Annotated in this window: 34 protein-coding genes and 1 tRNA gene; 13 read left to right on the top strand and 22 right to left on the bottom strand. The window is 61.1% G+C overall.

What is annotated here, in order from left to right; genetic code table 11:
• Positions 1-1624: single-stranded-DNA-specific exonuclease RecJ (gene recJ / locus HUK84_RS01060; RefSeq protein WP_176638549.1), on the top strand; the 1624-nt coding region annotated here is incomplete at its 5' end.
• Positions 1625-1691: 67 nt separating this feature from the next.
• Positions 1692-1767: transfer RNA gene (locus tag HUK84_RS01055), tRNA-Glu, on the top strand.
• A gap of 31 nt (positions 1768-1798) precedes the next feature.
• Here the strand turns inward: HUK84_RS01055 and HUK84_RS01050 are convergent.
• The 17 genes from HUK84_RS01050 to HUK84_RS00975 all read right to left on the bottom strand — a co-directional run bounded on the left by HUK84_RS01050 (position 1799) and on the right by HUK84_RS00975 (position 11397).
• Entirely contained in the window at positions 1799-2845 is a 1047-nt protein-coding gene (locus HUK84_RS01050) for a site-specific integrase (RefSeq protein ID WP_218064122.1), read from the bottom strand.
• An 11-nt stretch (positions 2846-2856) separates the two neighbouring features.
• Complete coding sequence (locus HUK84_RS01045; RefSeq protein ID WP_317135205.1) at positions 2857-3081, bottom strand: helix-turn-helix transcriptional regulator; 225 nt, start codon at positions 3079-3081, stop codon at positions 2857-2859.
• A 78-nt stretch (positions 3082-3159) separates the two neighbouring features.
• Positions 3160-3396, bottom strand: a complete 237-nt coding sequence (locus HUK84_RS23035) for a ClpX C4-type zinc finger protein (RefSeq protein WP_456306654.1) — start codon at positions 3394-3396, stop codon at positions 3160-3162.
• The gene (locus tag HUK84_RS23030) at positions 3393-3674 is read right to left on the bottom strand and encodes a hypothetical protein (protein WP_246285259.1); all 282 of its coding nucleotides are present in this window, start codon (positions 3672-3674) and stop codon (positions 3393-3395) included. Before HUK84_RS23030 ends, HUK84_RS23035 begins: the two co-directional genes overlap by 4 nt.
• On the bottom strand, positions 3671-4240 hold the full coding sequence (locus tag HUK84_RS01035) for a hypothetical protein (RefSeq protein WP_176638545.1): 570 nt from the start codon (positions 4238-4240) through the stop codon (positions 3671-3673). Before HUK84_RS01035 ends, HUK84_RS23030 begins: the two co-directional genes overlap by 4 nt.
• Positions 4237-4512, bottom strand: coding sequence for a hypothetical protein (locus HUK84_RS01030; protein WP_176638544.1), 276 nt, complete (start codon positions 4510-4512; stop codon positions 4237-4239). Before HUK84_RS01030 ends, HUK84_RS01035 begins: the two co-directional genes overlap by 4 nt.
• A complete protein-coding gene (locus HUK84_RS01025) occupies positions 4509-4709 on the bottom strand; it encodes a hypothetical protein (RefSeq protein ID WP_176638543.1) in 201 nt (66 codons plus the stop codon). Before HUK84_RS01025 ends, HUK84_RS01030 begins: the two co-directional genes overlap by 4 nt.
• Positions 4709-4987, bottom strand: coding sequence for a hypothetical protein (locus HUK84_RS01020; RefSeq protein WP_176638542.1), 279 nt, complete (start codon positions 4985-4987; stop codon positions 4709-4711). Before HUK84_RS01020 ends, HUK84_RS01025 begins: the two co-directional genes overlap by 1 nt.
• Positions 4984-6432, bottom strand: coding sequence for a hypothetical protein (locus tag HUK84_RS01015; RefSeq protein WP_176638541.1), 1449 nt, complete (start codon positions 6430-6432; stop codon positions 4984-4986). The genes HUK84_RS01020 and HUK84_RS01015 overlap by 4 nt, the downstream gene beginning before the upstream one ends.
• Before the next feature lie 38 nt (positions 6433-6470).
• Entirely contained in the window at positions 6471-7010 is a 540-nt protein-coding gene (locus HUK84_RS01010; protein ID WP_176638540.1) for a hypothetical protein, read from the bottom strand.
• Complete coding sequence (locus HUK84_RS01005; RefSeq protein ID WP_176638539.1) at positions 7010-7858, bottom strand: Rha family transcriptional regulator; 849 nt, start codon at positions 7856-7858, stop codon at positions 7010-7012. The genes HUK84_RS01010 and HUK84_RS01005 overlap by 1 nt, the downstream gene beginning before the upstream one ends.
• Entirely contained in the window at positions 7855-8322 is a 468-nt protein-coding gene (locus tag HUK84_RS01000) for a hypothetical protein (RefSeq protein WP_176638538.1), read from the bottom strand. The genes HUK84_RS01005 and HUK84_RS01000 overlap by 4 nt, the downstream gene beginning before the upstream one ends.
• Positions 8319-8459 carry a hypothetical protein gene (locus tag HUK84_RS00995; RefSeq protein WP_176638537.1) on the bottom strand — a complete coding sequence of 47 codons (141 nt, stop codon included), beginning with the start codon at positions 8457-8459 and terminating at the stop codon, positions 8319-8321. Before HUK84_RS00995 ends, HUK84_RS01000 begins: the two co-directional genes overlap by 4 nt.
• A 353-nt stretch (positions 8460-8812) precedes the next feature.
• Positions 8813-9574: a helix-turn-helix domain-containing protein gene (locus tag HUK84_RS00990; RefSeq protein WP_176638536.1), complete on the bottom strand. Its 762-nt coding sequence runs from the start codon at positions 9572-9574 to the stop codon at positions 8813-8815.
• 490 nt (positions 9575-10064) lie between these two features.
• On the bottom strand, positions 10065-10568 hold the full coding sequence (locus HUK84_RS00985) for a hypothetical protein (RefSeq protein ID WP_176638535.1): 504 nt from the start codon (positions 10566-10568) through the stop codon (positions 10065-10067).
• Between the two features lie 162 nt (positions 10569-10730).
• On the bottom strand, positions 10731-11000 hold the full coding sequence (locus HUK84_RS00980; protein WP_176638534.1) for a hypothetical protein: 270 nt from the start codon (positions 10998-11000) through the stop codon (positions 10731-10733).
• Positions 11001-11115: 115 nt separating this feature from the next.
• On the bottom strand, positions 11116-11397 hold the full coding sequence (locus tag HUK84_RS00975) for a hypothetical protein (protein WP_218064121.1): 282 nt from the start codon (positions 11395-11397) through the stop codon (positions 11116-11118).
• 68 nt (positions 11398-11465) lie between these two features.
• On the opposite strand from HUK84_RS00975, the gene HUK84_RS00970 reads away from it, so the two are divergent.
• The 8 genes from HUK84_RS00970 (at position 11466) to HUK84_RS00940 (ending at position 15964) form a co-directional block, all read left to right on the top strand.
• On the top strand, positions 11466-11816 hold the full coding sequence (locus tag HUK84_RS00970) for a hypothetical protein (RefSeq protein ID WP_176638532.1): 351 nt from the start codon (positions 11466-11468) through the stop codon (positions 11814-11816).
• Between the two features lie 118 nt (positions 11817-11934).
• Complete coding sequence (locus HUK84_RS00965) at positions 11935-12354, top strand: RusA family crossover junction endodeoxyribonuclease (protein ID WP_176638531.1); 420 nt, start codon at positions 11935-11937, stop codon at positions 12352-12354.
• A gap of 118 nt (positions 12355-12472) precedes the next feature.
• A complete protein-coding gene (locus HUK84_RS00960) occupies positions 12473-12775 on the top strand; it encodes a hypothetical protein (protein ID WP_176638530.1) in 303 nt (100 codons plus the stop codon).
• The gene (locus HUK84_RS00955; RefSeq protein ID WP_176638529.1) at positions 12772-12987 is read left to right on the top strand and encodes a helix-turn-helix domain-containing protein; all 216 of its coding nucleotides are present in this window, start codon (positions 12772-12774) and stop codon (positions 12985-12987) included. Before HUK84_RS00960 ends, HUK84_RS00955 begins: the two co-directional genes overlap by 4 nt.
• Positions 12984-13985, top strand: a complete 1002-nt coding sequence (locus HUK84_RS00950; protein ID WP_176638528.1) for a CHC2 zinc finger domain-containing protein — start codon at positions 12984-12986, stop codon at positions 13983-13985. The genes HUK84_RS00955 and HUK84_RS00950 overlap by 4 nt, the downstream gene beginning before the upstream one ends.
• Entirely contained in the window at positions 13982-15364 is a 1383-nt protein-coding gene (locus HUK84_RS00945; protein WP_176638527.1) for a helicase RepA family protein, read from the top strand. The genes HUK84_RS00950 and HUK84_RS00945 overlap by 4 nt, the downstream gene beginning before the upstream one ends.
• Positions 15361-15549 (top strand): hypothetical protein, encoded by a 189-nt coding sequence (locus HUK84_RS22775; protein ID WP_218064120.1) that lies wholly within the window; start codon positions 15361-15363, stop codon positions 15547-15549. Before HUK84_RS00945 ends, HUK84_RS22775 begins: the two co-directional genes overlap by 4 nt.
• Before the next feature lie 22 nt (positions 15550-15571).
• Positions 15572-15964 carry a hypothetical protein gene (locus HUK84_RS00940; RefSeq protein WP_218064119.1) on the top strand — a complete coding sequence of 131 codons (393 nt, stop codon included), beginning with the start codon at positions 15572-15574 and terminating at the stop codon, positions 15962-15964.
• 694 nt (positions 15965-16658) lie between these two features.
• On the opposite strand, the gene HUK84_RS22770 is transcribed toward HUK84_RS00940, so the two are convergent.
• From HUK84_RS22770 to HUK84_RS00915, 5 genes are all read right to left on the bottom strand, one after another.
• Positions 16659-16988, bottom strand: a complete 330-nt coding sequence (locus tag HUK84_RS22770) for a helix-turn-helix domain-containing protein (protein WP_218064118.1) — start codon at positions 16986-16988, stop codon at positions 16659-16661.
• Positions 16985-17362 carry a type II toxin-antitoxin system RelE/ParE family toxin gene (locus HUK84_RS00930; protein ID WP_176638524.1) on the bottom strand — a complete coding sequence of 126 codons (378 nt, stop codon included), beginning with the start codon at positions 17360-17362 and terminating at the stop codon, positions 16985-16987. Before HUK84_RS00930 ends, HUK84_RS22770 begins: the two co-directional genes overlap by 4 nt.
• A 135-nt stretch (positions 17363-17497) precedes the next feature.
• Complete coding sequence (locus tag HUK84_RS00925; RefSeq protein WP_176638523.1) at positions 17498-17728, bottom strand: hypothetical protein; 231 nt, start codon at positions 17726-17728, stop codon at positions 17498-17500.
• Positions 17729-18251: 523 nt separating this feature from the next.
• On the bottom strand, positions 18252-18587 hold the full coding sequence (locus HUK84_RS00920; RefSeq protein WP_176638522.1) for a helix-turn-helix domain-containing protein: 336 nt from the start codon (positions 18585-18587) through the stop codon (positions 18252-18254).
• Positions 18575-18844: a BrnT family toxin gene (locus tag HUK84_RS00915; RefSeq protein ID WP_246285258.1), complete on the bottom strand. Its 270-nt coding sequence runs from the start codon at positions 18842-18844 to the stop codon at positions 18575-18577. The genes HUK84_RS00920 and HUK84_RS00915 overlap by 13 nt, the downstream gene beginning before the upstream one ends.
• A 562-nt stretch (positions 18845-19406) precedes the next feature.
• On the opposite strand from HUK84_RS00915, the gene HUK84_RS23025 reads away from it, so the two are divergent.
• From HUK84_RS23025 to HUK84_RS00900, 3 genes are all read left to right on the top strand, one after another.
• The gene (locus HUK84_RS23025) at positions 19407-19850 is read left to right on the top strand and encodes a hypothetical protein (RefSeq protein WP_317135201.1); all 444 of its coding nucleotides are present in this window, start codon (positions 19407-19409) and stop codon (positions 19848-19850) included.
• On the top strand, positions 19765-21174 hold the full coding sequence (gene terL / locus HUK84_RS00905) for a phage terminase large subunit (RefSeq protein WP_176638520.1): 1410 nt from the start codon (positions 19765-19767) through the stop codon (positions 21172-21174). Before HUK84_RS23025 ends, terL begins: the two co-directional genes overlap by 86 nt.
• 203 nt (positions 21175-21377) lie before the next feature.
• Positions 21378-22763 carry a phage portal protein gene (locus tag HUK84_RS00900; RefSeq protein ID WP_218064117.1) on the top strand — a complete coding sequence of 462 codons (1386 nt, stop codon included), beginning with the start codon at positions 21378-21380 and terminating at the stop codon, positions 22761-22763.
• The last annotated feature ends 1 nt before the right edge of the window (position 22764 follow it).

Below are 22764 nucleotides of genomic sequence, written 5' to 3'. Positions count from 1 at the left end.
CGCCGCCGCCTTCCTCGACCCGACGCTCCGCGCCCTCATGCCCGATCCCTCGGCGCTGCAGGACATGGATGCCGCCGCCGATCGCCTGGCCCACGCCGTCCGCCACGGCGAAACGATCGGCATCTTCGGTGATTACGACGTCGACGGCGCCTGCGCCGCCGCCCTCATCACCCAGTTGCTTCGTGATTTCGGCTGCCCCGTCGTCACCCATATCCCCGACCGCATGACCGAAGGCTACGGTCCGAACAGTCCAGCCCTCGACAGCCTGCTGGCCCGCGGCGCCACGCTGGTCGTCTGCGTCGATTGCGGCACCGCCGCAAGCGACGTCCTCGCCACCCTCGCCGGGCGCGCCGACGGTATCGTCCTGGATCACCACAAGGTCGAGGGCGCCGTTCCGCCGATTCTCGCCACCGTCAATCCCAACCGGCTGGACTGTACATCCCGCCAGAACGGCCTGTGTGCCGCGGGCGTCACCTTCCTCACCGCCGTCGCCACAGTCCGCGCCCTGCGCCGTGCCGGCTGGTTCGCGACCCGACCCGAACCCGATCTGCTGGGGTTCCTGGATATCGTGGCCCTGGCGACCGTATGCGACGTCATGCCGCTGACCGGTTTGAACCGCGCCTTGGTCACCCAGGGCCTGAAAATCATGAGCCGCCGCCGCCGCGTCGGCCTTGACGCACTGCTTGAAATCGCCGGGGCGCGCGAGCCGCTATCGGCCTTCACCTGCGGCTTCGCGCTCGGCCCACGCATCAATGCCGGCGGCCGAATTGCAGAATCCAGCCTGGGGCTGGAATTGCTGCTTTGCACCGATCCCGCCGAAGCCCGCCGTCTGGCCGAGCGGCTGGACGCCGTCAATCGCCGACGCCAGACGGTCGAAAGCGCCATCCTGGACCGTGCGATCGACGAAGCCGCAATCCAACGCGCCGCCGGCCGTGCCGTGCTGCTACTCTCCGGCCGCGACTGGCACCCCGGCGTGGTGGGCATCGTCGCAGGACGGATCAAGGAACGCTTCAACCGTCCGGTGCTTGTCGGCGCGGAACTCGAGGACGGCACCGTCAAGGGGTCGGGCCGCTCGGTCGCCGGCATCGATCTTGGAACAGCCATCATCGCCGCGCGCCAAGCCGGCATATTGACGACGGGCGGCGGACACGCGATGGCAGCCGGCTTCTCGCTGCCCAATGACAATATCGAGGCGCTGCACAACTACCTTGATCATCGTCTCGCTCACGCAGCCAAGCTGCCTGATGCAGTCGAGATGCAGATCGAAGGTATGGTGCATGTCGCCGCAGCCACCACCGAACTGGCAACCGATATCGGACGTCTCGCCCCATTCGGAGCCGGCAACGACGAACCGCTTCTGGCCGTCCCCCGTGCGCGCGTGGTGCGCTCGGACCGCATCGGACGCGAGGGCGACACACTGCGCGTGCTTGTTGAAGGCGAAGGTGGCGGTCCTCGCCTGAAGGCCCTGCTATTCCGCACTGGTGAGCATCCGGCAGCTTCCGCGCTGTTGGAAGACCGCAATGCACCCCCATTACACCTCGCCGGCTGGCTACGTGCAGAACACTGGAACGACCGGGTCACTGCCGGCTTTTTTATCCGTGACGTGGCAGTTGCCGAATCATAACCCCAATCTGTACACAAGACACTTGACCCCCCGCTCTACCCACGATAGGAAGCCGCCCAAGCCTTTTGTCCCATTCGTCTAGAGGCCTAGGACACCGCCCTCTCACGGCGGCAACAGGGGTTCGAATCCCCTATGGGACGCCACGGCTAAAAAATACCCTCATAAATCAATATCTTAGTCTGGTGTTTTACAAACACCTGGATTGAGTTTTACACGAGCGATCCGCTCCATCGCCTCCCGAGCGAGGCGAACCTGATCGACAGCGCGGGTGTAGCGCTCCACTTCTGACAGGGTTTTATGGCCAGTGATGGCCGCGATCTGGTGCGGCGTGCATCCCGATTCGGCCAAGCGCCTGGCGGCCGCCTTGCGGAGACCGTGGGGGCTCAGTCCCGCTGGCAGCCCGGCGGCCTCCACCCACTCGACAAAATGGTTGTAGAACCCGTTCGGGCTATAGGGCTTCGACCGTCCCTCGCGCGTCATCAGAAATCGCGGAGCCGCAGGGTCGCATCGCTCGATCTCGCGCAGCAGCATCTCATGAATGGGGATCAGAAGCGCGGCACCCGTCTTGATCTGATGGACCCGCAATAAGCCGTCCTCGACGTCATCCCAGCCCATCTTGACGACATCGCTGCGCCGCTGACCGGTATAGAGCAGGAGCGAGAAGGCCAGCCTCTGCTGCGTTCCGGGCGCCCACCGATGTTCGAACCGCGTTATCTCGGCCTCGGACCAGCTTTTGGCCCCCTCCCCCTTCTCCTTGAGGCGGCGCACGCCGATCGTGGGGTCTTTATCGATCCACCCATCGTCGACAGCAAAGCGGAACAGCATCCGAAAGAGCCGAAGCCGGTGGTTCGCCGCGGCCGGCGTTTCTGCAGCGCGAGCAACGAATCGCCGGACATGCATCGCTTCGAAGTCCCGCACCTTGTGCGTTGCGTAATCCTCGCGGCCCATGCGGGCCAGGATACGGCGATAATTCGACTGCGTGGACTGCCCGAGTTGCCGGAAATGCGCGCTGACTTGCCAAGCCTCGATCAATGCGCCGAGCGTGTCGGTTCCGATCTTGGGTGCAGCGACTGCTGCTTCAGTCGTGGCAAGGGCGGCCTGATATGCGGAGATGAACCCAGGGTCGTTCTCATGCGGCAGCGCGATCGATTTATGGCCCGGGCGCCTCAGATAGAAGTGCAGCCGCCCATACCGGTCTTTCACCCGGTGAATGTAGCGCAAGCGGACAACGATCACAGCAGGGCATCAAGTGGGTTCTGGCGCTTCGCCATCGGCTCTGCAACCACTTCCTTCCCGGCTGCCCGGTCGAGCCATAGGTCCAGATCCTCGCGCAGCCAGACGATCCGGCGGCCGATATGGATCGGTCGGATGTCGGGCGCCACATGCTTGCGGAACGTCTCGCGAGACAGGCTGAGGTAACGCGCAGCCTCGTCAGTGCCGAGGGCACGAGGGGTCACGTCACTCATTTCCCACCTCCGGCGGCAGGCAGGGTCCGACGTAACGCCAGCCCTCTATCAAGGGAGACTCGCGATCGGTCATGGCGCCAGCCCTATGCTTTTCCGGCGCGGCCGCAGGAAATGAAGCAACCGAATAGGCGGGCCCAAGAGCTTCGTGGCCACGCTGGTAGCCTTCTTCTCCACGATGATGTCTCGGCACACGTCCACACACTCGTCGCAGATAAAGACGCTCGGACCGGCTATCAGAATTTTCGCCTCCTTTGCTGACGCGCCGCAAAATGAACAGAAAAGGGCTTCAGGTTTCTTGTCGCTCACGGCGTCCTTCTTCCTTCCAATAGGTCCAGAACCTGATCGGGAAGAGCCATCGACTGGACGATTTCCATCGCCCTGTCGCTGGCGGCCTTTGCGAGCGAGGCTATAACGATGGCGGCATGCTCCAACTCCGGCCCTCCTGCGCGGCCCAGGCTGATGGCGAAGCCGGCGCCGCGCAGCATCAGGGACATGGCGTCTACTCCTTCGCGCTCGTCCACCAGGGCGTGATCTGCGATCGCCCTGCCGACGGCTTCGAGATCGACTTCGACGGTGATTTTCATGGTGTGGCCTCATGTCGTGGATTGGCGACGTGGAGCATGATCCAACGACGGACGGCTGTTTCCCGCGTGGCGCGAAGGGCCATGCTTACACGCGCCCGGTCGAGGTCTTCCTCGACAATTCCTTCCCTGAAGATGCGATCCATCTCGGCAAGTTCATGCATGAACTCAGCACCTGTTGCGCCATCGCGGAACAGATGGTCGGTTTCGGACCAGCCCGCCCCCCATTGCGGTTCCTGCTCGGGGATTTCCCGCCCATGATTTTCCGGAAGAAGATCGCGCATGCTGTAGAAAAAACTGTCTTCCGCAAGCGTTTCCGGCGCAGGCCTCGTCCAATCCTTCACCGGCTTGTCGTAGAGTGCGCCGAGGCATGCAACACATTGCCGCGCGCTGGTGATGTCCGTGGTGAGGGCCAGACAGCTCCATGTGTCATCCATGAAGACGACGCACGGGAAGAAGACGGTCGGTGCGTTGATTTCGTCCAACGCATCTTGGACCCAAAGACATTTCACCGCGCTCCAGTCGATGCTTTCGGGCGGCAATGCCCTGCCATGAATCGCTGTCTTCATGCGTTCCCCGCCACCTTGGGGGCCATGGCCAGATCGTAAAGCCGGGCTTTTGCTGCCGTAACAAAACATTCGATGTGCTTATCGATAATGGTTTCAGGGAGATTGAGATCATGTTCCATGCAGTCACGCATGACCTCGGCCCGAGCTTCCATGCTGGGCATGATTGCATGGAGGGGGCGACCTTCGACGCCCCACACTGCTTCAGCCCAAGCCTTGCCATGGGAGAAGGGCTCGCGCAGGCCGAGGGCCGCGTATGCTTCACGCGGGGTCATGTGATGACCTCCTGATGCCTGTTGCCCGGGCGGACGCGTGTTGCCGGATATCCCAGCACCTCGATCCAGAACCGTCGGCAGGTGTTGCGCTGCTTGCCCAGCCGGTCACCGATCTGCTTCCAGGTGTGGCCGGCACGGCGCATGCGGACCAGGATTCCGATTTCGCGCTGCGGCCATTCCTTGCGTGGACGTCCCATTACATGCGCACTCCTTCGATCTGCCGCCAGGCCTGCCGGTCCTGCCGGATCGTCAGGCGATGCATGATCGCTCCCCCTTCGAACTGCAGGGCGAACAAACGCCGGATCTGCGTCGGATAGCCCAGGTCAGCCCACAGTTCGCACAGGTCAGTCAGTTCCATCCTGAACCGGCTGAGAAAGGCATTGTCGGGTTCGGACGCCATCTCTTCCGCGATACGGACACCCATTCCGCGCGGGGTCAGGCCGGATTTCCATCCGGCTGCCAGTTTCGCGCTCATGCGGCATCTCCCTGGTCGTCCTGCATGCCGACGACATCGCGGACCAACGCGCGGACGACCTGATCCGGAAATTCTGGAAGTTTGACGAAGCGGCCATCTTTGACATTGCCGAAGGTCAGCATCCTGACGCGCGCAAGGTGCGCTTCCGTCGATGTGGCGCGGATCTGGCAAGCCTGGTTAACCAGTCCCCAATATTCATCCACCAACTCGTTCGGAATGTCTTTATCGAGCGGGGATGCGTCCATGGTATAGAAGGCCATGCCTGCCTGATTGACGAGCCTTTGCAGGCGATAATTGTCATCTGCACGCTTCAGTTCTTCCTGATCCGGGAACAGGCGCTGGCGAGTTTTCTCGCCGTCATCCATGGCGATCAGGTCGCGCAGCAGGGCGTTGCGCATCATCTGGTCGATATTCGCCCCCTCGCCGGTAGCCATGTCGTTGCCGTTCGCCAGGATCACTCTGGCTTTGGCGGCAATCCCAGCCGTCGTGATGGCACGCATGCTGCAGACGCGTTTCATCAGTTCATCGCGCTCGCCGGAAAGCTGATCCCAGAGGGCATCTTTCTCTTCTTCGGCGGGATGTTCGTTGTAGATCCGGCAATGCTCGTTCTCGATGGCCTCAAGGCGCTTGCACGCCACGATCAGATCATGGTCGGGAGAACGCGGTCCCCAGCCGACGCTGACACGGCGCAGAGCGTCACAAGGGACATTGCGCATGTCGTCGCGCGTCAGCCACCATGTCTTGCCTGCCAGATGCGCGGCTTGGGATGGGATAGTGAGGGAGGGCCCTTTCCCCACGATGAGGCTCTTGACCTCTTTCAAAATATCTTCCTCGGAAATGCTATCGAGCAGAGCATTCGGAGCCCGCTTCCCGTCCTTACGGAAAATCTCCAGCTTGCCACGCGGCGTCAGGCGGAACGCGATGCCTTCTTCCAAGGCCCGCATCACGACATAGCGTGCGTAAAAGTTTTCCGACCTGATGTTCTCATCAATCGGCAGAGAGATGGCATCGGCCCCGATCGTATCTGGATCGATCCCGAAGATTTCAGATGCGGGGCGAATGATCCGCCAGAGCCTTTCCATCATCCTGAAGGACTCCGGCAGGTCAAACCCGCCCGGCTCGACTGATGATGTCATGCGAGAGACGACGGCGATCAGTTCGGACAGCACATCCGCCGCTGTCGCGACCGGCAGAGGACTGTCCTCATATTCGGCCCAGAGAGCACACATCCGCTCACTGACGGCCTCCCTTCGGACCTCGACCTCGGCGGTTGTGCGCTCGTCGTCCTCGGCGTCGCGGAACGTCGCGTAGTATTCGGCCATCTCCCGACCGACGACGCTGGATGTTCGGACGGCCGGCGCGATCGCCGCGTCGATCTGATCTTCGATAATGACGGGCGCAGCCGTCTTCTGGGCGCATTTCGGGCGCGATGTGACCTTGACCATTTTGATGGTTCCTGGCTTGGCCTTGCGGCCAGTGAATTTCAGTGGATGGCGGAACGCGTGCCGGCCGGCAGGCCGTTACCGTCGCCGGGATCGAAGAGCGTTCGCCCTGTTGCCCGCGTCATCTTTCTGAGTTCGGTTTCCATGGTCGGCGGCATGGGCTGCTCACCCTGGTCGCGCAGCCAGGCGTTGCTCAGCCACACGGACCGATCCTCCGGATCACGCATGGCGCCGATCAGCAGGCCGACCGCTTCCGCCAGCGCATCACGGTATTCACCGAACCCGCGAGAAATGAGAGGCATGCCGAGCGGCGCCGAATTGAAAAATTCCCGCGCCAGCCGGTTGTCGGCAATGGCGACTGGACGCCCTGTTGCCGGGCAGATGACACGCATGATCAAATGCGGCTCTTTCCAGATGGAATCCGGTATGACCTGCGCGCCATTATTGAGATTGAACCCTCCGGCAACAAGCAGGGCTTCATGGTCATGCCACGGATACTGACTATCGTCGCGCGGCGCCTTGTAGAACCGCACGGGGTGGCTATTGACCATCGCGACATGAAGAAGGGTGGCGCGATCCATCACAGCAGCCCTCCCCGCGGCACCAGATCGGCATCGGCCGCCAGCGCGACGGCGGCGTAGGGCGAGGTCGCGCCGGCGAGGTGGGTCTTGATCAGCGGGATGATCGACGGCTTCCACAGAAGCTCCTGCGAGAAGCCGGACGCATGCTTGCGCGGGGAATCGACCACGCGCGAATGCGGCTTGCCCAGGTCGGTCGCCTGGTAAGGGCAACGGCAACCCTTTCCGCCCTTGATCTGGTAGCCCATCTCGATCAGGGCCGGGTTGATGCGGCGGTTGCTGATGCCGCCGATCGCCGCAGCAATGGCGGTGACGTTCATCACCGGTTCCTGATCCGGCGCGTCCATGCGCACCGGCCCGGCTTCCTCGAACAGGTTGATGCCCGTCTTCACCGTCGCGCGGTCGTTCGCCGAGATCAGCGCCGCGTTCCGGTCCAGCCCGCGCATCTCGTTGACGCGGGTGTAAAGCTCGATCAGCCCGAGCGTCTGGCGGCGCGGACCGATCAGCGCCGGCGCGCGGGGAGCCTTGGGCTTGGGGGCGGAGGCCGCACCACTCTCCAGTTCCATCCAGCGGCGCACCACCTTCAGGCGACGGACCGCGTCATATCCGAGGATGAGATTGTAGGTCAGATCCTGCGTCAGGTGGATCGCTGACACATACCCGCGTATGTCGCGGTCAATTCTGTAACCATTTGATTTTGCTTGATGGCTCAAATCTGAGCCATCTTTTTCTATGTCTGCGATCATCGTCTCGATGTCGCGGATCACGTTCTTATGCGCCTTGCCCGTCAACTCGGCGATCTCGCGCGACGACATGGTGCGGGGCGCATCGGTCGGAAGGATCGCGTTCATGCGGCGCTTCCTTCACCACGAGTCGAAGCGTAGATCGGATCGTCGGCACCGAGATGCTGGCGCCCCAAGGCGATGATATTGGCGAAGCGTTCCTCCGGGCTCATGCCTGCCTGAAGCACCTTCGCAGCGCCAATTCCGGCCCGATAGAATTCATTCTCGAAGGCATCGTCGGCCGGTAGAAAGCCGCACTGCTTGAATGCGCCGATCGTGCCCTGGGCAACGAAATGCGGGGCGATCAGCACTTCCCCCGCATCGGTGCGGACCATCCGAACACTGTCCTGGAACGATCCAGAGCGTGTCATTTGGAGGAACACGTCCTGCGCGTCGGCCGGCAGTCCGGCAGCACTCGCCAGGTCGGCGCAGGAGTGCCACGGCAAGGCGACCACGCCGTTGGGGGCAGCGAAGAACCGGATGGCGTGTCCGCGCAACTGACCGGTATAGATGGGATTGTGCAGTTCGTTCATCGCACCGCCCCCAGCACATAGAGGGTGGCGACGAACACCGATGCGCCGATCAGCAGCATCGAGCGAAGAGTGGGCGTGACGCAAACCAGGTCGTTTGCCCCCGCGACCGGCGGCATGATATAGAGGTGGTCACCCATTGGCGGGCTCTCCAGCTTGCGGATTGGTGATACGGGCAGCGGCGAGGGTGAGCTTGCCGGCGTTCCTCGCTGCTGTTTCCTGTTCGCGGGCCTCTTCAAGGAGGTCCGTAATGTGCGCGTTCAGACTGCGCACACGTCCTGCGGCTCGACATTCGAGCCATTCACGCAGGTCCGGAGGGATGCGGAGATAGACCCGCGACGCCTCCGGCATTCGATATCGATCTGACATCTTGGCCCCATGGCATTGTAAACTGGTCAGCCATGCCAGCGGAGGCCCGCGTCCTGAGACGAAAAACCCCACCAGTGGTGGCTGATGAGGTGAGATAATACCGTTTTGGTTTTGTGGTCAATGCCTATTTGGTGTTTTTTGATCCCACTAGATCGGCAATGCGATAATAAAGAGTTTCCATTTTCCAGCCATAAAGAAGCTCTTCCCACTCAAAAATCTTATATATAGAATTTACATCCTCTTCTTTTATAAAAAACTCCTTTTGACCAGACCTTGAATCAAGATAATATAACCTGAATTTTTTCCCATTTTTTCCGAGAATTTTTGTTAAAATGTAGCTTCCTTCTTCCAGCTTTATTGCATAATGTCCTGTTTCGTTTTCATTTATAAATTCCTCATTGCTTCTATTCTTTAAATCATTATTAATGGATAAATATGCGATCTCAGAGCGCTTCCAACGAGGATGAAGAGAATCATTTGGGATACGGAATGCTACAACATTTTTCTTAATATTTGTCTCAGAATTATTGTATATTTTCATGAGTCCTGGTGGGCAATTTACGGAAACTGCTACGTCGTTGATTATATCAAACTCCATAGATGATGCTGACTGTATAGCCTTTCTTACCTCTATGTTGATAGATTTTCCCGCAATGTCATTGAATGATTGAATTTGATTTTCATCTGGGTCCGAGACTTGGATAAGAGAGCCAATGTAGACATCCAAAGCAGTAGAAATTTTTTCAAGCCATTCCACCGACAAGCGCCGTTCGCCTTTTTCTAGCCGGTCGATTTGTGGCTGAGATGTCCCAATGATCTCAGCAAGCCGTGCTTGGGACAGGCCCCGAGCCATTCGAATGGCTCGAATGTTGTTGGTTTTTATCATGCAATATCATACCACATCGGTATTCTCGGTCTAACACCAATTTGGTATTGATTTAATCATACCAAAATGGCATATCCACGATATGAAGCTGGCTCACTTTCTTGCGGTTCACTCGATCACGGAGCGGCAGTTTGGCTGTCTGATTGATGTGTCACAGGCCTCCGTCAACAGATATCGCAGTGGGCATCGCGTTCCTCGAAGTTCCATTATGCATCGCATCGCAGAGGCAACGCATGGCCTCGTCACCCCCAACGACTTCTTCCCGCCGGTCGAAGCCCCGGCCCCCACCACCTCGGAGGCAGCGGGATGAGCGAGCCGTGGTTCAATCCGCCCCTCTGTGTCGAAGCATCGCGTATCTGGGTCGAGCCGTACGAGAATGGCTCCATCCTCATGGCGTCCTTCAACCGCCCGGCGCACCTGACGGGCGACTTCCGGACGTCTTTGGACTTTGGCCTGGTGTCGCATGAGGTCACCTTCAGCTTTGCCGGGATCATAGGTGACGAAGTGCTGTTTCGAGCCACGGCAATAGATCCGAAGCCGAGGACAGACCCCGCTTCACAAGCTCACCTGTTAGGGCTGTCAGCGCGTTGGAAGGAAGGGAGCGGATTGCATGTTTGATCTTCCCCTTGTCTTCGTCGGGTGCGTCGGACTGATCGACTTTGTCGGCAATCAGGGCCTTGATGGTGTCGCCGTCGAGTTCGACGGTGATCGTGCGCAGCCGCTTGCTGAGGCCACCGTCGTTCTTGAGGAAGTCGATTCCTCGGGTGGTAATTTGTACTCCTCCAAAATAACGGAAGCTGCCCTGCGGTGTGGGTTCTATATTGGCTGTGCAAAGTTTGTTCTGCGCCAGATAGTAAATATTCTGGAGCGCAATGTTGCTATCAATGTCTGGCGCTATATCTTTAAGATATCTATGCGGACCAAAGGGATTCTTGTTCAGAAATTCAAGAATCGGTCTCCAGATCGCTTCATCAATATGATTTCCTTCGACCATCAGGGTTCCTCCATGTCGTGTTGTGGTGACCGCATGGTGGCACGGGGAGGCGGCGGAGTCATTGGACGCTGCCGCCTCCGTCCGGTTGGGGCATCGGAGGCGGGGCTATGACCCCGCTGGAACTGCTCCAGCGGAGCGCGATGCAGTTTAATGGTGCCGTGATCACTCCAGATCAGGCGCCTTATGTGCGTTTTGTAGAGTCACAAACGCTTCGACGATTGAGCCGACGGCTTGAAGCGCAGCTCCAGACGGTCCGCGCCGAGTGTAATCGGGCAATCCAGTCTCTGGAACCAGCACTGTCAAAGTTCCTGAGAACGGAAGACGTCCGTTCGATCCTTGAATCCGTATCGTCAGTTCTACGTTCGGAGCTTCAATCCCTTCGCCTTCACGACGTAGCGACAGAAGTTTTAGTGTCATGGCTGGCAGAGACATCCGGTTCATCCTCTGGTGGTTCAGATGGTGAAAGCGCGGGGGAGTCGGAAGCTCCCCCGTGCACCCCGAGTGTCACCGAGAATGACCGGCCTGGACAATGACGCAGGCCATCCCCTTACCCCAGATCCGCTTCCGTGACCGCGCCGGCCCGGCGCAGCGACGCGTTCAGGGCGTCGATCTGCCGCGCCATGGTCGGCGGCATGGGAACGGCCGGCATGACGCAGAGGGTCGGCGCCAGGATTGCCCTGGTCAGCGCCGTGCTCAGCCTGGCGGCCGGGATGTATTCGTACACGCCGACGCGGGCCCGCATGTGCGCGAGCCCGATCAGCGTGGCGTCGATGCGGTCAAGGACGGACTGCCCCACCGCATCGCCGTTCGATTTTCCAGTTTTCTCCACGTCACCTCGCACTGCTCTGGTGCCTCCTACGGTCTCGACAACCCGGAGTCTCATTCAGGAGCAGTCCAGTGGCATGGAGTTTTTCGTCCAAAGGCGCGGAGCGATCTGTCCGCGAAAGCAAGATGACAGCCGACCCCGTCGTCGAGGAATTCGCAGATCTCGTGACGCAGGCCGTTGATGGCCGGAAGCGGGACCGCGGCCTGAAGGCTGCGATCCACGAGGTCGCGCGCTTCTTTGACATGACGGAGCGTCGTGTCCGCGCCTGTCTCTATCGCGAAATCCGCAGCGTCACGGCAGCCGAATGGCTGAGCGTGCGCGCGCGTTTCGCGGCCCACCTGGAAGCTGAGGCGCGCCGTCTGGACGCCGAGGCCGATCTGATGCGTGTCCGCCTGGATGCGCTCCGAAATGAGGCTGCATGATCTGGAAATGGCTCTGTTTGCGGATGCAAGAATGGTGGCAGGACGTCGAGCGTTCGGCCATCGAGAAGGCTGAACACGCCCGAGAACGTGCCCGCGTCTGGCGCCGGAGGGCGCGGCGATGACGGCGCTGACGATCACCATCCCCGGTGCGGCTGTCGGCAAAGGCCGACCGCGTTTCGGGAACGGCCGAACCTACACGGACAGCAAGACACTGAACGCCGAGGCATTCGTGCGCGCGTGCGCCATGGACGCGATGCCGTCCGTTCCGCTGGATATCCCCGTGTCGCTCGACATCGAGATCACCAAGGCCGTTCCGGCGTCGTGGTCCAACGTGCGTCGCCGGAAAGCGCTCGAGGGTGCATTGCCGGCCACGGGCAAGCCGGATCTGGACAATGTGGTGAAACTGCTGGGCGATGCCCTCAACGGAATTATCTGGCGTGATGACAGCCTGATCGCGTCGGTGTCGGCCGTGAGGCGGTATGGCCCGTGCGATCAGACGGTCGTGCGGGTGCGGGTGATTGGCGAGGCGCCGGCATGAGGCCCGAAAAAAAATCACGTCCGGTCATTTTTTCTCGTCGCACTCTGGACGAGCCCACCCGACGGTCTGGCCACCAAGACACGCATAAAGGTGGCCGATGACAGACCTTCCAGACCCTATGACACCAGCGGATTCCGACCTGCGCGGTCAGCAGCGCGAAAACACGGGCGTCCTGTTCCTGAACCGTCAGAGAGCATCGGACCGGGCTCCCGATTATGTCGGCACGGTTCGTATCGGCGGCCGCGACATGGAAATCTGCGCCTGGGTGAAGGACGGCCGATCGGGGGAATTCCTCAGCCTGAAGTTACAGGACCCACGGCGGCCCACAGAGCGGTCGGGTTCGAAGCCGCAATATGTGCGCCGGCCGACGCCTGAGCAGGTGGCACGTGCCGAGGCCCAGCGCGCGAGGATGATGCGATGAACCGTCTCGATTCCGTCGACGCGTTCCGGATCGTCGGCCAGGCGATCGCGAAATACGGCAATCAGCGTAGTTTTGCGCGGGCGCACGGCATTCGCGAGCAAGACGTGTCCGACATGATGCGTGGCCGACGCCAGCTTTCTCCTACCGTGCTGAAGGCGGCCGGGCTGCGCCGCGTCACCTATTTCGAGCGGATCGAAGAGGGGGACGCGTGAGGGCAACGGCGGCATCCCGCATTCCCGAGGCGGTCCTGGACGAGATCCGCGCACGCAACCCGTTGGCGTCCCTGATCGGCCGTACGGTCCAGTTGCGCCGCAATGGCCGCTGCTTCCAGGGGTTGTGCCCGTTCCACGCCGAGCGGAATCCCTCCTTCGCAGTTTACGAAAGTGGATATCACTGCTTCGGTTGCGGCGCGCATGGGGACGCCTTCTCTTGGTTGCAGCATTGCTGCGGATGCTCGTTTCAGGAAGCAGTCAACGCGCTGGCACAGGAAGTCGGGATTGCGCCGCCTTTCGGTGGCTCTGGCAGGACCAACCTGCCAACCGGCCTGCCGATTCCCGAGGTCAGCCTGTCGCACGAAGCCAATGACGAGGTCGTGCGTCGGAACCAGAAATTCGCCCTCTCGATCTGGGGCGAGGGGCTGGAACCGGCCGGAACGCCGGTCGAGATCTATCTGGGCACCCGCCGACTATCGTTGAGCGAGGACACCGGCTGTCTGCGCTTTCATCCGGCGTGCCCGCGCGGGAGGAACGAGCGCCTGCCGGCCATGATCGCCCTGATGATCGATCCGGTGACCTTCGAGCCCTGCGGATTGCACCGGACATTCCTGCGCCCGGACGGGAGCGGGAAGGCGGAAGGCCAGGACAAGATGATGCTCGGCCGGGCCGGGATCATCTGCCTGGAGCGCCAGACCGAGATTGCCGGCGCCCTGGGCATCGCCGAGGGGATTGAAACCGCGCTCTCGGTTCAACAGCATCTGCGCAACGTCGCCATGTGGGCCTGCGCGACGGCCGGCGGCATAGAGCGTCTGCCGCCGCATCCGGTCATCCAGAAGCTGTCGATCTATGCCGATCGGGACGAGAACGGGCACGGCCTGCGCGCGGCCCGGGTCTGCGCTGCACGCTGGTCGAAAGCCGGTGCCAATGTCGAGATCCTGACGCCGCGGGCGGAGAAGGATTGGAACGACGTCATCATGCGGAGGGCCATGCATTGAACGGCCCGTTCGATTTTGACTTGGATCTCGATCAGCTTGCGGACATCGAGCGCTATGTTGCCGGCGCGCCCGATCCCGAGCCGGTTGATCCGGAGGGTATCCGGCCCTTCTTCCATCCAAGCGAGGACAGGAAGGTCGCTGATGGGCACGCGCCGGGTTTTCAAGCGACGTCGCTGGCTTCACTGGATCTCGACCTTATCCCGCCGCGGCGCTGGCTCTATGGGCGTGAACTGCTGCGTGGCTTCGTGTCCGTTTTGGGCAGCCCCGGAGGTGTCGGCAAGACTGCCTTCACGATGGTTGTCGGGTTGTCCGTCGCCACAGGGCGTTCGCTGCTGGCAGCGGACCCGTTGAACCCGGGGATCTTCCAGCGCGTCCACAAGACTGGGGCCGTGTGGTTCTACAACCTGGAGGATCCCGAAGACGAGATGCGCCGCCGCATCAAGGCCGCGATCATGCACCACAAGGTTGATTACGCGGCGATCAAGGACACGGTCTATGTCGATAGCGGGCGCGACCGGCCCTTGGTGATCGCCAATCGGGACGCTTCCGGGAACCTGGTAGCCACGCCGATCGTGGACGAGTTGGTCGACGAACTGCGGCGCCGGAAGATCGCGCTGCTGGTGGTTGATCCGTTCGTGCAGTCCCATAGTGCAGAGGAAAACCGCAATGACGAGATGAACCTGGTGATGGCGCTGTGGGGGCAGGTGGCGCATCGGGCTGAGTGCGCGGTATGGCTGGTCCATCACTTCCGCAAGGGAGGCCAGGCGGGCGACAGCGAAGCTTTCCGCGGTGCCGCCGCAATTCAGGGCGCAGCCCGGGTGATGTCCACCCTTTCGGCGATGTCGAAGGACGAGGCGGCCAAGCTGAATGTCACGGACGACAAGCGCCGGTCCTTCGTGCGGCTGGACAATGCCAAGGCCAATATGGGGCCGCCGGCCGAAGCGGCGGAATGGTACCAGCTTGTCGGCATCAATATCGGCAATGCGACGGAGGAATACCCGGATGGGGACAGCGTTCAGTCTGTCGAGCCCTGGGCGCCCCCGACAACATGGAGGGATCTGCCGTTTTCGATGATCGTGCGGATCCTTGAGCAGATCGAGCGCGGGCCGTCTGCCGGTGAGCGGTACGCCCTCGGGAAGCAGGCGAAGGCGCGCTGGGCTGGGAACGTGGTCATGGAGATGGCCGACAAGTCTGAGTTCCAGGCGCTCAGCATATTGAAATCATGGAAGGAAAACGGGGTGATCATTGAGGGAGAATACCGGTCGCCGGCTTTGAAGCACAAAACGACCGGCTGCATCACTGTCTCGCCGGTGAAACTGGCCGAGATGCGGCAGGCCGCCGCGAATTATCCTCCGGAAGATGATGGCGGAGACGAATGACCGCCAACAGAGCGCACCCGATCGACCCAACCCAGATCGAGAACATCGCCTCCCGCCTTCGGCGTCTCATCCCCGACCGACGCGACCCGGAGCGGTTCCACACCGAGAAGTCCGAACTGGAACATCTTCTGCGCCACATGGCTCAACGACTGAGGAAATCGAATGACGCACATGCAAAAAGCTGACCGCGGCGCAAACGGCCCCGCGATGTTGGCGCGCCGGCGCGTCTACGACCGCGAGGTCGGCGCCGATCGCATGCTCGATAACTGCGTGCTGTCCTTCTACGTCGACATCGATGCGCTGACTCGTCGGCAGGCCGATGCCGGCCATGAGGTCTGTCGGCTTTATGCCCTGGCGTTCGGCCGCCCCCGCGTCGTGGCCGATCTGGGCGGTCGCGGAGCCGATCTATCGTCTCCGGAGGATGACGAGCAGGAGGGCCGCGCTTGGAAGCGATACAATGAGCTTGTGGGGGTCGTTCCGACGAGCGCACGGGCTCAGATCATGCGCCTGGTGCGCGGCGAGTTCCCGGACCAGCACATGGGCGTGTCCCACCTGGCGGAGGGGTTGGATCGGATTGCCGATGAACTGAGGCTGTCGTGATTGCGCGCTTCGGTCGGATTCCCGCGGCAGCGCCCGCAAACGCGTGCCATCCGCCAACAGGGACGGAGAGCGAAACCGTGCATTGGTTGGCCAACGGCACCGGTCAACTCGAAGCCGTCTTATGGTTCGAGGGAGCGTGGATCCATTTCATGGACCAGCTCGAGCACTGGCCTGATGACATGGCGCGCGTCGGCTATCGATATGTTGGGCCGGCCGTTCCGCCCTAAACCACCCTAAGACGGATAATTCCACGATAAGTGGCGTGCACATAGGCGCGGCACGGGCATCCGCCGCCGGTATCCCGCCGCGGCGCTGGCTTCAGGCGGCTCCATTCACGGCTGGAGCCGGCCGAGGGTGGTAGGCGCCTTGGATGCGGGCCGGCACGCGGGACCCGCAGATTGCATCACGTGTCGAAACGCGCCCGACCCTCCGGGTCCGCGTGACCTGCTGGCATGCTTGCTGGTTGAAGGCCAAATCCTGGGTAAAAACCGCAGATTTCTGCCGTTCTATGGTGGTGATCCGTGCGATTTCGGCAAAGTTCGGACCCGGTGGCCGTACACCGCCTCGCCCGCCATGGAATCCGCAGAAAACTGCCGTTTATGGGTGGCGGGCTGGGCTATTTCGCCCGGGATCAGCCCGCGCCGGTACGCATGGATCTGGGCAAAAGAAAACCCCGCCGGAGCGGGGTTGTTCGTTATCCGCATTTCCTTTGCGGCTCATCGTGCGCTTGAAGCGCCTCTTGTCTCCACTGCTTAATCACATCGGGATATAGATCAATCAGCATCAGGTATGCCCGAGACCCATCGAGGGGCCTATTGCGACCCTGCTCCCATTGCCGGATTTGGTGGACGCTAAAACCAAAGGTGGAGGCAAACTCATCCTGAGAGAGTTCGGTTTTGTGGCGTATAGACCGAACATCGATCTCTGGAGGAATATGCAGTCGCGCGGGCTCGGATTGCCCCCTCGCTACGGAAAGGGCTTCCGAGAGACCTTCGGAGATCTTGTCGAATGCCTTCTTGCTCATGCCCCTATACCTACTTTCACGACTTTTTTCTGATATGATTCAATAATTTGTCCAGATATTACCGATAGTGCATTCTGTTCACTCTTCGTTAGATTGGCCCTCTCCCCCTTCGAAAACACGGTGATAAGAAAGACCGGAAGATCATCGCCTCCAAAAAATGTGATGGTGCGATATCCTCCGCTTTTTCCTCTTCCGCGTCCGGATATCCGAAGCTTTCGACATCCGCCTGTTCCCTTCATCACGTCTCCAGCCTGAGGATTAGCTGCAACGATATTCACGACCCGAGCGATATCGTCCTCAGTCATACCAGCGTCAAAAGCCGACCGACGGAAAGATTGAAGTTCACAAACGGCGTGCAGGCTGTCCGATTCCATGAGCCAATCTATATGAGAGTTTTACGCACTACGTCAATTACGCAGTTTGAAATTTGATATGCGCAAATCGGGCATGGGAATCCCAAACCCTCACTTCCACACCCACTTCCCGACGACGCGGCCCTGAAGTCGCGGTCAGCCGCCCATCTGCTCCCTCATTTCCGCTTCCGTAGGGAAGCAGGACTCAAGGTCGTCCTCGTCGAGCACCGTCTCCATGACGGCATATGGCGGTCCGCTATACCAAGACGCATCGCGGCCGGGATCAATCCTGATGGCGATCACCGTCCGGCGGCCGATGTCCGTGCAGCGCCATTCGCCGGAGGCCGTCCAGAAGGTCGAACCGATCGTGAAATCGCCATGGTCCATCCGTCCCCCCTGCGTGACATTGCTCGTTCCCTATCTATGCCGCCGCGGTGAGAACTGGGCAATGCGGGCTGATGGAGGGCGAAGGTAATAATCGGGCGTTGAACGAGCGCCCCGACGTGCGCTATTCGGGTCAAGTTCGATCATCGTCACCATCAGCCCAAGAGGAGGCAGCCATGTAGGCACGCTCGGAAATCAATCCGCGCGTCATGGAACCTACGCCATGTCTCGCACTTTTCATCATAGCCGCAGGTTTGGGAAAGATCACCGCTGGGCACCTAACCGGCTTGATCGCGCCGGATACGGCGGCAACAGGGACGCATCCGAATCCCCCAATTGGCATAGCCACATGTACAGCATACGCCCTGGTCGTCACCTCGACAATCGCGTCGCTCGGCTGATCGTCAAGGGTGATATGGATCCTACCGATGCTGTTTTTCCCTACACCGGGACGCGGCGTCCTCACCTCTACTGGTCGTGACAGGGAGCGCCCGAATCCGGGCGCTCCAGCCTCCAATGAATGCCATTAAGCCGCCTCCATCGCTCGCCGGACGGCATCCGGTTCCCGCCACAGCACGCGCAGCAGCGTCCGCACGGCAGGGTCGAGGCGCACACGGCCCTGCTCCCAGTTCCGCCACGTTGCCACTGGGACGCCGATCAAGGCCGCTATGGACGCCTGTGTCATCCCCATATGGCGTCGAACCGTTGCTGGGGTCGGATAGGCCGCTCCCAGGCCGTCAGGGGTCTCAGTGCCATCCTCGAGCGCCTGGCGGGCTATATCATCGTCCGTGGTCGCCCTGACGCGGTTCCAGTCGATCGTGGACCGACGGGACATCGCTTCCTTCAACGTCATTCTCGCCATCTACGCCACTCCTTGTCGTGCATGCGACGGGCCGAGATGATCCACGTCACGTCATCCCGCTGCGTGTAGACGACCATGAACGGCACGTCCTCAATCAGACCGGCCGCCCGGATACGAACCTCTCCGTAGTCCTTCCGGTCGTCGACCTTCTCGAACAATTCGCCCGCGAAGATCGGAAGAACGTCGGCGAAACTGAAGCCACGGTCCCGAAGGCACTGCTCGCTTTTGGCATCGTGCCAGCCGAAGGCGCGGTCCATCGTCGTCATAAGGATTTATACGCTAGCCGCGCATTCTTCTGCAAGAGGAAAATGCGTTGTTAGCGTATGATTTGCCCACGTCCCGAACTTCCGAACTTCCGCGAACTTGTAGAAGTTCGGAAGTTCGGAAATGCCGACGAACTTCTCCGGCCCCCTATAGAGAAGTTCGGAAGTTCGGGTGGCAGTTTCCCTCGCGAAGAGCCCCCCTGTGCCAGTGCGGTGCCCGCACTTCTGGGCACCCGCTCCGCTCGGCCCAGAAGCAGGCTGTCCCAGGGTGGCTCGGAGCGCCCGGTGATGGGAGAGACTGACTGTTCCCCGCCAGGGGTCTCAACAATCCTTAGACCCTTCTCATCGTCGTCCAGGCCACGAAGCGCGGACCCGACGTGGGCCAGATCAAGAATGTGGGGCATCTCGGCACCCCGATTCCCCCTTGCGCTCCCCGTCAAAAATGTGCATAGTCACGACGCCATAACTGCGTCCAAAGCGCATGAACGAATTTCGAACCGGATCAGGCCTGTGCCGATCCGGTTTTTTGTTGCCCAGGCGCCGACAGGCCGAGTTGGTGGAACCCAGCACCCTCGAAGTAGAAACCCAGACGGAAAAAGTAGAAATGGCCGGACGCAAGCCCGGGACACCGAAGACCGGCGGCAGGGCACCCGGCACGCCGAACAAGGCGACAGTCGAGAGGATGGCGTCTATGGCGAAGGCGACCGCCGACGCCCTGGCCGACCTGACGCCCGAACAGATCGCCTCGATCACGCCGAAGGAAGTCATGCTGCGCGTGATGCGCATGGCCTTGATGGCGAGAGACATCAAGCTGGCGATGATGGCCGCCGAAAAAGCTGCCCCCTACGTCCACCAGAAGCTCGCCGCGATCGACATGAATGCAACCGTACGCCGCTCCATCACCGAATTCTCCGATGCCGAACTCGCTGCCCTTGCTCAGGCAGAAGGCGATGACGGCAGCGAGGAAGGAGCTTGGCCGCCGACAGGAGGCCCGCACTAGCCTCCTGCCGTTCACGACCTACACGAAGCCTGATTATCTGGTTGGACCGCACCATCCAGTCATCTGCGGGAAACTGGAGGCAGTCGAGCGCGGCGCGATCAAGCGCCTGATGATCTTCACGCCGCCGCGCCACGGCAAGTCGGAGCTGGTCAGCAGACGCTTCCCGGCCTGGTATCTTGGGCGCAACCAGAGGAAGCAGATCATCTCCGCCAGCTACGGGCAGGACCTGGCAAACGACTTTGGGCGTGACGTGCGGAACATCGTCGGATCTCCGGAGTTCTCGGCCCTGTTCCCGGGACTGGCTCTGGCATCCGACAGCGCGGCGAAGAACCGGTGGCATACCTGCGCGGGCGGGTCCTACGTGGCGGCGGGTGTCGGATCGGCCATTACCGGCCGCGGCGCGGACATCCTGAACATCGACGACCCGGTCAAGGATCGCCAGGACGCCGACAGTGAGGCGGTTCGGAACGCCGTCTGGAACTGGTATACGAGCACCGCCTACACACGCCTGATGCCTGGCGGCGCCGTGATCCTGACGCTTACCCGCTGGCATGAGGACGACCTTGCCGGCCGCCTGCTGGCCGAGATGGAGAACGGTGGCGACCAGTGGGAAATCGTCAACCTGCCGGCGATCGACGAGGCTGGGCACGCGCTATGGCCGGAATGGTATGGACGCGACCGGCTCGATGAAATCCGGGCAGCGATCGGCGAACGCGACTGGGCCGCGCTCTACATGCAGACCCCGCGCCCAGCCGGTGGGGGTCTGATCAAAGCGCACCTGATCGAGACGACAGACGCAGTTCCCGCAGGAGGCATGACCGTTCGGGCGTGGGACCTGGCTGCCACGAAGGCTATGGGAGGGCGCGATCCTGACTGGACCGTGGGCGTCAAGATGAGCCGCACACCCGCTGGCGGGTATGTCATCATCGATGTCGTGCGGTTCCGTGGCGGCCCAGATGAGGTCGAGGCGGGAATCGTCAACACGGCGAAAGCTGATGGCGCCTCTGTCCGCATCAGCCTCCCGCAGGATCCTGGCCAGGCAGGAAAGACGCAGGCCCTTTACTTCGCACGCCGTCTTTCCGGCTTCACTGTGGAGGCAACGCCCGAGACGGGTGACAAGGCCACGCGGGCGGCTCCGTTCGCCTCGCAGGTCAACGCCGGGAATGTCTCGATGGTGCGAGCACCATGGAATCGGGCGCTCCTCGACGAATTGTCTGGATTTCCGGCCGTGACCCACGACGACCAAGTGGATGCGTGCAGCCGGGCGTTCTCGGTGGTGGGGCTGCAACGCAAACTGCCCATGTTCCGTCCGCAAGGGCGCTGAAGGATCGAACATTCATGAAGCTGTTTCGCAGATCGACGCCTGCACCGGATCGTCCGGCTAGGGTCGAACCGGTCGTGGCGAAATCTTCGCAGCGTGGCGCGGTCTTTCGTCCTCGCGCCTATGATCTGGGAATGGCGTCTGTGGCGGGCAGGTTCAAGCCCTACAGGCCGCCTCCGGGAGTCCGTGGCGCTGGAGCGCTTGCCATGGACAGCATGTCAGCGCCTGGACTCGGCGGGTGGATCGAGGACAATTACGGCGTTCTGAGTAATTTTCTCGCCGACGGTCTTGGCTTCATGGGCTATCCGCAGCTTGCGGAAATGATGCAGCGAGCCGAGTTCCGGAAGCCCGTCGAGGTCATCGCCAAGGAATCCACGCGCGAATGGATCAAGTTCACATCGACCCGTAGCGGCGATGATATGGTTCAGGATGAACGTGCAGCCAAGCGGATGAAGGCATTGGAGGCCGAGTTCCGTCGCCTTCGCGTCCGCGATGTGGTGCGCCGGCAGATCTGGCATGGTCTGGCTTACGGGCTGGGTCATGTTTGGATCGGGATTAAGGGAGCCGCACTCAATTCGGCCGGCCAGGACGTCCCACTGGTGATCGGCTCCAAGGGCCTTGCAAAAGGGTCTGTGGAACGCCTGGTCAATATCGACCCGATCTGGACCAACCCCAACACCTACAATGCCGACAACCCACTGAAGCCGGACTACTACCGGCCGCAGAACTGGTGGGTGCAGGGAACGCTGGTCGACCAATCACGGATCCTGACCATGGTTCCGTTCGAGGTTTCGGACATCCTCAAGCCGGCATTCAATTTCGGCGGCCTATCGCTGACGCAGCAGTTGCGTGCCTACGTGCATAATTTCCTGCGCACGCGGCAGAGCGTGTCGGACATGGTGTCCAACTATTCGTTCATCGGCATCGCGACCAACATGGAGGCGACGATGCAGAACCCGTTCCCCGGGTCTGACACTCCGGCCGGCGAGGACGGCATTATCGGTCGTGCGCAGGCCCTGACACGGATCAAGACCAACAATGGGGCATGGGTGTACGATAAGGAATCGGAGGATATCAAAGTCCTGACAGCAAACCTGTCGGGCCTGAACGAGCTTCAGGCGCAGTCGCAGGAATTCATGGCCAGCATCCCCGGCATTCCTCTGGTGAAATTGTTCGGGATCCAGCCTACTGGGCTGAACGCCTCATCTGACGGCGAGATCCGCGTGTTCTACGACGAGATCGCTGCCTTCCAAGAAGCGAATGTCGGACCAATCCTGCGCAAGATCTTCCACTTGTCGCAACTGAACCTTTGGGGCGAGATCGATCCCGACCTGGACTTCGAGTTCGTCCATCTTTGGCAGATGGACGAGAAGCAACTTGCCGAAATCCAGAAGATCAAGGCCGACACGGACGCGGTTCTGGTCGAAGCTGGCATCATCGCGGCTGAGGAAGGTCGCGAGCGCCAGGCAACAGACGAACAGTCCAACTATCGCGATGTCGACCTGACCGGCCCGCCCCCGGAGCCGCCCGATCCTGAGCAGGACGGTGCGGGCCTGGAAGGCATCCTGAAGCGCGGAGAGGAAGAAGAATAGC

The organism is Nguyenibacter vanlangensis (assembly GCF_013376155.1).
Taxonomy (GTDB): Bacteria; Pseudomonadota; Alphaproteobacteria; order Acetobacterales; family Acetobacteraceae; genus Gluconacetobacter; species Gluconacetobacter vanlangensis.
This window is presented reverse-complemented; position numbering and strand designations above follow the sequence as displayed.

Bases quoted from the DNA above. Each gene is read 5' to 3' on its own strand.
- HUK84_RS23030 (WP_246285259.1), bottom strand. From the start codon at position 3,674: ATGAAAATCACCGTCGAAGTCGATCTCGAAGCCGTCGGCAGGGCGATC.
- HUK84_RS01035 (WP_176638545.1), bottom strand. From the start codon at position 4,240: ATGAAGACAGCGATTCATGGCAGGGCATTGCCGCCCGAAAGCATCGAC.
- HUK84_RS01030 (WP_176638544.1), bottom strand. From the start codon at position 4,512: ATGACCCCGCGTGAAGCATACGCGGCCCTCGGCCTGCGCGAGCCCTTC.
- HUK84_RS01025 (WP_176638543.1), bottom strand. From the start codon at position 4,709: ATGGGACGTCCACGCAAGGAATGGCCGCAGCGCGAAATCGGAATCCTG.
- HUK84_RS01020 (WP_176638542.1), bottom strand. From the start codon at position 4,987: ATGAGCGCGAAACTGGCAGCCGGATGGAAATCCGGCCTGACCCCGCGC.
- HUK84_RS01015 (WP_176638541.1), bottom strand. From the start codon at position 6,432: ATGGTCAAGGTCACATCGCGCCCGAAATGCGCCCAGAAGACGGCTGCG.
- HUK84_RS01010 (WP_176638540.1), bottom strand. From the start codon at position 7,010: ATGGATCGCGCCACCCTTCTTCATGTCGCGATGGTCAATAGCCACCCC.
- HUK84_RS01005 (WP_176638539.1), bottom strand. From the start codon at position 7,858: ATGAACGCGATCCTTCCGACCGATGCGCCCCGCACCATGTCGTCGCGC.
- HUK84_RS01000 (WP_176638538.1), bottom strand. From the start codon at position 8,322: ATGAACGAACTGCACAATCCCATCTATACCGGTCAGTTGCGCGGACAC.
- HUK84_RS00995 (WP_176638537.1), bottom strand. From the start codon at position 8,459: ATGGGTGACCACCTCTATATCATGCCGCCGGTCGCGGGGGCAAACGAC.
- HUK84_RS00990 (WP_176638536.1), bottom strand. From the start codon at position 9,574: ATGATAAAAACCAACAACATTCGAGCCATTCGAATGGCTCGGGGCCTG.
- HUK84_RS00985 (WP_176638535.1), bottom strand. From the start codon at position 10,568: ATGGTCGAAGGAAATCATATTGATGAAGCGATCTGGAGACCGATTCTT.
- HUK84_RS00980 (WP_176638534.1), bottom strand. From the start codon at position 11,000: ATGTCTCTGCCAGCCATGACACTAAAACTTCTGTCGCTACGTCGTGAA.
- HUK84_RS00965 (WP_176638531.1), top strand. From the start codon at position 11,935: ATGACGGCGCTGACGATCACCATCCCCGGTGCGGCTGTCGGCAAAGGC.
- HUK84_RS00960 (WP_176638530.1), top strand. From the start codon at position 12,473: ATGACACCAGCGGATTCCGACCTGCGCGGTCAGCAGCGCGAAAACACG.
- HUK84_RS00955 (WP_176638529.1), top strand. From the start codon at position 12,772: ATGAACCGTCTCGATTCCGTCGACGCGTTCCGGATCGTCGGCCAGGCG.
- HUK84_RS22775 (WP_218064120.1), top strand. From the start codon at position 15,361: ATGACCGCCAACAGAGCGCACCCGATCGACCCAACCCAGATCGAGAAC.
- HUK84_RS00940 (WP_218064119.1), top strand. From the start codon at position 15,572: ATGTTGGCGCGCCGGCGCGTCTACGACCGCGAGGTCGGCGCCGATCGC.
- HUK84_RS22770 (WP_218064118.1), bottom strand. From the start codon at position 16,988: ATGAGCAAGAAGGCATTCGACAAGATCTCCGAAGGTCTCTCGGAAGCC.
- HUK84_RS00930 (WP_176638524.1), bottom strand. From the start codon at position 17,362: ATGGAATCGGACAGCCTGCACGCCGTTTGTGAACTTCAATCTTTCCGT.
- HUK84_RS00925 (WP_176638523.1), bottom strand. From the start codon at position 17,728: ATGGACCATGGCGATTTCACGATCGGTTCGACCTTCTGGACGGCCTCC.
- HUK84_RS00920 (WP_176638522.1), bottom strand. From the start codon at position 18,587: ATGGCGAGAATGACGTTGAAGGAAGCGATGTCCCGTCGGTCCACGATC.
- HUK84_RS00915 (WP_246285258.1), bottom strand. From the start codon at position 18,844: ATGGACCGCGCCTTCGGCTGGCACGATGCCAAAAGCGAGCAGTGCCTT.
- terL (WP_176638520.1), top strand. From the start codon at position 19,765: ATGCCGAACTCGCTGCCCTTGCTCAGGCAGAAGGCGATGACGGCAGCG.
- HUK84_RS00900 (WP_218064117.1), top strand. From the start codon at position 21,378: ATGGACAGCATGTCAGCGCCTGGACTCGGCGGGTGGATCGAGGACAAT.